Raw genomic sequence first — 5,157 nt, forward strand, 5'->3', positions numbered from 1 at the left:
AGTCGAGGGGCTGGATCAGACATTCCAGAAACCCACTGACGACCGGGCCCGTTTGACCATTCGACTGCCCCAGGAGACTTACAAGCAGCTCCAGCGTGCCACCGTCGAGATGGACACCAAAGTAAACCCCGTCGTAGTCGCAGCCATAGAGCGCGTGCTTCGGGAATATGAGGAGTCAGGCCGTCTAGACATTTAGACGTCTAGACATCTAGACATCTAGACATCTAGACGTCTAGACGTCTAGATGTCAAAGTAGGTGAGGGGGATCCGGCAGCCGGACCCCCCTCACTATGTGCGCGAGAACCTGTAGGGGAAGCTCACCTTCGCTGTCCGTCGTCCTGACGCGGAATTGTATGTGCCCGTTCCACGGCGTCAAGGGCGCCTACGGCGTCGCTACGCGATGCGCTGCGCGCACCCCTGACCCCGCTCCACTAAACACATCCTGCTTCCAGCTATCAGGACGACGGGCCAGGCTACACGGATGGCCCCCACAGGTCAGAGCCCCGGAACCGTCCCGGAGTAGGGGGCATGAGCGGAGAAAATCATCAGCAAAAACCTTCCTAGTCTACTTGTGTCTAGCGTTGAACGCGAGTAAACTAAAGAGTGTTCAGGCGGGAGGAACAACCCGCCACACCAACAGGAAGGACGGCAGGCAATGACTACCCAGACCGCGAAGAAGCAGCCCACCAAGAAGCAGCAGGAGCGCAGGGAAGCGGCAGCGGCCAAGCGCAAAGAGGTCACCGAGAAGGCCGCCCAGGTGGCCGAGCTGATCGAGACCGACCCCGCCACGGCCAAGCGGTTCGCGGCATTCGCGGCTCGGATGCCCAGCTACAGTCCCAAGAATCAGGAACTGATCTTTTCCCAGTTCGAGGGGGCGACCCAGTGCGCAGGATTCAACAAGTGGAAGGAGTTGGGGCGAGCTGTCCGCAAGGGTGAGCGGTCCATCAAGATCATGGCCCCGACCGAGCGCACCAAGAAGGACGACGACGGAAACCCGGTGATCGACCCCAAGACCGGCAAGACCGAGAAGGAAGTGGCATTCATCGTGGTGAGCGTGTTCGACGTGAGCCAGACGGACGAAATCACCGCCTAGTCTGACGGACAGCGGCCGGGGGAGTGATCCCCCGGCCGTTTTTCATGCCGGAACCAGTCCGAAAATCTGCACGAAAATATGGCCGATCCGCTTGTGTCTAACGTTGAATACGAGTAAACTAAAGAGTGTTCAGGCGGGAGGAACAACCCGCCGCACCGACCGAAAGGACACAGGCCATGAACACTGAGACCATCACCGAGACCATGCTCGTCTTCGTGTGCGAGTGCTGCGCGCTCATGCTGACCAACGGCGACGACTCCGAGTGCCGCGACTACTACCGCCACGGACACATCGACTGCGATCTAGGAGCCGGAGCCGTGATGACCGGCGAGCAGGTGGAGACTCCCGCGCCCACCACCTGCGACGGATGCCACCAGCGGCTAGGTGTTGTGGGGCATGAGGTTCTTGTCACGGGTGTGGCGGTGAGATGAGGAACGGGCTCCTCGTCACAGGATGGAAGTTCCTACACCACCCACCTGTCTGGAAGAGCCCGTTCATGACCCACGCTAATGCACCCCTGACCCCGGCCGGCCGACTACGTATGGTGCACCGTCATCTCCGCGACGGTGTTGCCCAGGCCCATGTGGCCGCGGAGTTCCGTGTCTCCCGTCCTACCGTGGCGACCTGGGTGGCCCGCTACCGCGCCGAAGGCGAAGCGGGCCTGCATGACCGCTCCAGCCGACCAGGATCCTATCCATCCCAGATCAGCTCTGATCTCATTGCCGAGATTGATTCCCTGCGGCGGCAGAAGAAGTGGTCAGCTCGCCGGATCCATCACCACCTGCAGGGACTGGGATACCAGCTGCACCTGCGCACCGTGGGCCGGTGGTTGCACCGACTCGGGATCTCCCGGCTACGTGATCTCACCCCGGACGGGGAGAACCTGCGCCGGGCACCCCAACGCATCCGGGCCGGGTGGGCCGGGCACATGATCCACCTGGATGTGAAGAAGCTTGGGCGGATTCCCGACGGGGGTGGTTGGTGGGCCCACGGGCGAGGCTCCCAACAGGCCCTGGCTTCCAAACGCGCCCACAAGCAACGCGTCGGGTACACCTACCTCCACTCAGCCGTGGACGGTTTCTCCCGTCTGGCCTACACCGAGGCCCTCGATGATGAGAAAGCGGCCACCACGATCGGGTTCTTCTGCCGCGCACGGGTGTTCTTCACCGCCCACGGCATCACCCGCATCCACCGGGTAGTCACCGACAACGGCGCGAACTACACCGCCCGGGACTTCACCAGGGCCGTGGAAGCACTGGCCAGCCGGCACCAGCGGATCCGCCCCTACACGCCCCGGCACAACGGGAAGGTCGAGCGCTACAACCGGCTACTGGCCGATGAGGTGCTCTACGCCCGCCCGTATCCCAGCGAGCAGGCCCGCCGGGAGGCGATCGGGGTGTGGGTGAACCACTTCAACTACCATCGGCCTCACACCGCCTGCGGCGATCAACCCCCGGCCTCACGCACCCCAACCCGCGTCAACAACGTCACGCCCTCCTACAGCTAGGAGCCCTGGCGACCATGTATCAGGTCAGCGCGCCGACCGAGTAAGAGCGGCCACGACAGGCGGCCGGGGGAGCGATCCCCCGGCCGCTTTTGTATGTGCGGCAACCCAGCAAACCGGCAAACCGTATCGCCGTAAACCCGGCCCAAAAAAGTCCCCCGCCCGGCTTGTGTCTAGTGTTGAACGCGAGTAAACTAAAGAGTGCTCAGGCGGGAGGAACAACCCGCCACCACTACCGGAAGGACAGAGCATCATGGCCGCACTGACCATCACCCACAACCGCGAGGCCGGGACGCTGATCGAGGGCACGCAGCGCGGAGACGGCACCGCCGAGATTTTGAAGGCCCAGGGCTGGCGCTGGGGCCGCTCCATCGGCGCGTGGTACGTCCCGCAGAGCCGGGGCCGGAACCTCAAAACGTGGATCACCGGACGCACGCAGAAGGCCCTAGAGGCCGCAGGGCACGAGGTGGCCCTAGAGGCCGACGACACCGCCCGGCCCGTGGCCGAAGTCGAGGCCGACCGCGCAGCCCGGCAGGAGGCCCGCGCCGAGGCCCTAGCACAGAAGGCGCAGCGCAAGGCCGCACGCGCGGCCGACGCCCAGCACGCCGCCGACGCGGCAGCGGCCCGACTGCCCGAAGGCGGGGAGCCCATCAAGGTGGGCCACCACTCCGAGACCCGCCACCGCAACGCCATTGACCGGGCATGGAACGCCCAAGGGCGAGCAATCCGCGCCGACGAGGACGCCACCGAGGTGCAGCGCCGCGCGAGTGCCGCCACGAACACGACGGCCCACCGCTACAGCCCCGCGACCGTGGCCGGACGCATCCAGCGTCTAGAGGCCGAAGGCCGCAAGCTGGCGCGGCAGCTGGACGGGTACACCGCCGACCGGGGCACCCCCTACGCCGAGGCGATCCCCGCCGCGACCGGCCGACGCCGTGAGGCGATCCAGGCCGACGCCACCGAGAACGCCGACGCGCTGGCGTACTGGCGCGGCGTGCGCGCCCAGCAGCTCGCCGCCGGTGAGGCCGCCGACTACAGCGCCGAGACCATCCACGCCGGGGACCGGATCAAGGTGGGCGGCACCTGGTGGACCGTGGCACGGGCCAACGCCAAGACCTGCACCCTGTATTTCGATGCAGAGCGCAAGATCACGAGCAGCTATCGCGCCCCCTACGGCAAGATCACCGGCCACCAGCCCGCGAGCAAGTAGCCGAGCAGCACGAGCGGCCGGGGGAGTAATCCCCCGGCCGTTTCTGTATGTACGGCAACCCGGCAAACCGGCCCTTCCCAAATGAGTGTGGGTAAGGGCCCAAGCGGGGTGCGTGTCACGGGGGTCGGGTAGGGGTCGAGGCCTCCAGGATGGGGGTGCTGAATCCAACCGTCCTCGAAGGCCTCGATGTGTCCCATGCTATGTGCGCGCCGGCGTGCGCGCTCTTCGACCTGCCCGATGTCCACGTGCTCACGATCGAGCGGCACCGCTCCTCGTTCACCCTGGTGGTCGAGACCGTGCCGTCACTGGTGGGCTGTCCGGCTTGCGGGGTGCTCGCCGTCGGCCATGGCCGGGTGGCGGTGCTGCTGCACGACCTGCCTTGCGCCGGGGTGCCCGTGCGGGTGGTCTGGCGCAAACGCCGCTACCGCTGCCATGAGACGGCGTGCGAGGTGACGACCTTCAGTGAGGTCCACGAGCTGGCGGCACCGCGGGCCAAGCTCACCACCCGCGCGATTGCCTGGGCGGTGACGCAGCTGCGTTGCCATGACATCGCGGTCTCGGCCCTGGCCGAGATGCTCGGGGTCGCCTGGAACACCGTCTGGCACGCCATGGCCCCGGTCATCGAGGCCCAGCTGGCCGCGGAGGATCGGCTGGCCGGGGTGGACGCCCTGGGCGTGGACGAGCACGTGTGGCGCCACGTGGGCCCACCCGGCACTGGGCTGGTCACCGGGATCGTGGACCACTCCCGCGGCGAGGACGGCCGGCCCCGGGCACGACTGCTGGATCTGGTGCCCGGGCGCACGGGGGCGGCCTACGGCGACTGGCTCATCGAGCAGGGGCCGGCGTTCACGAGCGGGATCCGCACGGCGACGCTGGATCCGTTCCACGGCTACGCCAACGCCATCCGCGACGAACTCCCTGAGGCGATCACCGTCCTGGACGCCTTCCACGTGGTGAAACTCGGCGGGCAGGTCGTGGACGAGGTGCGTCGTCGGGTGCAGCAGGACACTCTGGGCCACCGGGGCCGGGCCGGGGACCCGTTGTACGGGATCCGCCGCACCCTGCAGATCGGCGCCGAGCACCTGACCGAGAGGCAGGTCACCCGGCTCAACGCGAAGCTCGAGGCCGGGGACCCGCATCACGAGGTCACCCTGGCCTGGCATTGCTACCAGAAGCTGCGCGCGGTCTACCACGCCCGCCCCGAGACCGGCCGCCGGCTGGTCGCCGAGATCCTCGGTGCCTTCCCGTCCTGCCCGATCCCGGAGATCGCCCGGCTCGGACGGACCTTACGCCGGTGGAAGGCCGCGATCCTGGCCTACTTCGACACCGCCGGGGCCTCGAACGGGCCCA

At 66.8% G+C, this 5,157-nt stretch carries 6 protein-coding genes; all 6 read left to right on the forward strand.

Features of this window, described 5'->3' with window-relative positions; genetic code table 11:
• Window positions 1–196 (forward strand): hypothetical protein (locus tag AS25_RS15025; protein WP_035964238.1); only part of this gene is annotated, 196 nt, incomplete at its 5' end.
• Between the two features lie 459 nt (window positions 197–655).
• Window positions 656–1,093, forward strand: coding sequence for an ArdC family protein (locus AS25_RS08285; protein WP_052160833.1), 438 nt, complete (start codon window positions 656–658; stop codon window positions 1,091–1,093).
• A 176-nt stretch (window positions 1,094–1,269) separates the two neighbouring features.
• Window positions 1,270–1,524: a hypothetical protein gene (locus AS25_RS08290; RefSeq protein ID WP_035964239.1), complete on the forward strand. Its 255-nt coding sequence runs from the start codon at window positions 1,270–1,272 to the stop codon at window positions 1,522–1,524.
• A gap of 65 nt (window positions 1,525–1,589) precedes the next feature.
• Entirely contained in the window at window positions 1,590–2,600 is a 1,011-nt protein-coding gene (locus AS25_RS08295; RefSeq protein ID WP_035964241.1) for an IS481 family transposase, read from the forward strand.
• A 250-nt stretch (window positions 2,601–2,850) separates the two neighbouring features.
• Window positions 2,851–3,807: a DUF3560 domain-containing protein gene (locus AS25_RS08300; protein WP_035964243.1), complete on the forward strand. Its 957-nt coding sequence runs from the start codon at window positions 2,851–2,853 to the stop codon at window positions 3,805–3,807.
• Window positions 3,808–3,962: 155 nt separating this feature from the next.
• On the forward strand, window positions 3,963–5,157 hold a 1,195-nt coding region (locus tag AS25_RS08305; RefSeq protein ID WP_052160835.1), incomplete at its 3' end, for an ISL3 family transposase.

This window comes from Kocuria marina (genome assembly GCF_000786655.1).
Classification (GTDB): Bacteria; Actinomycetota; Actinomycetes; order Actinomycetales; family Micrococcaceae; genus Kocuria; species Kocuria marina_A.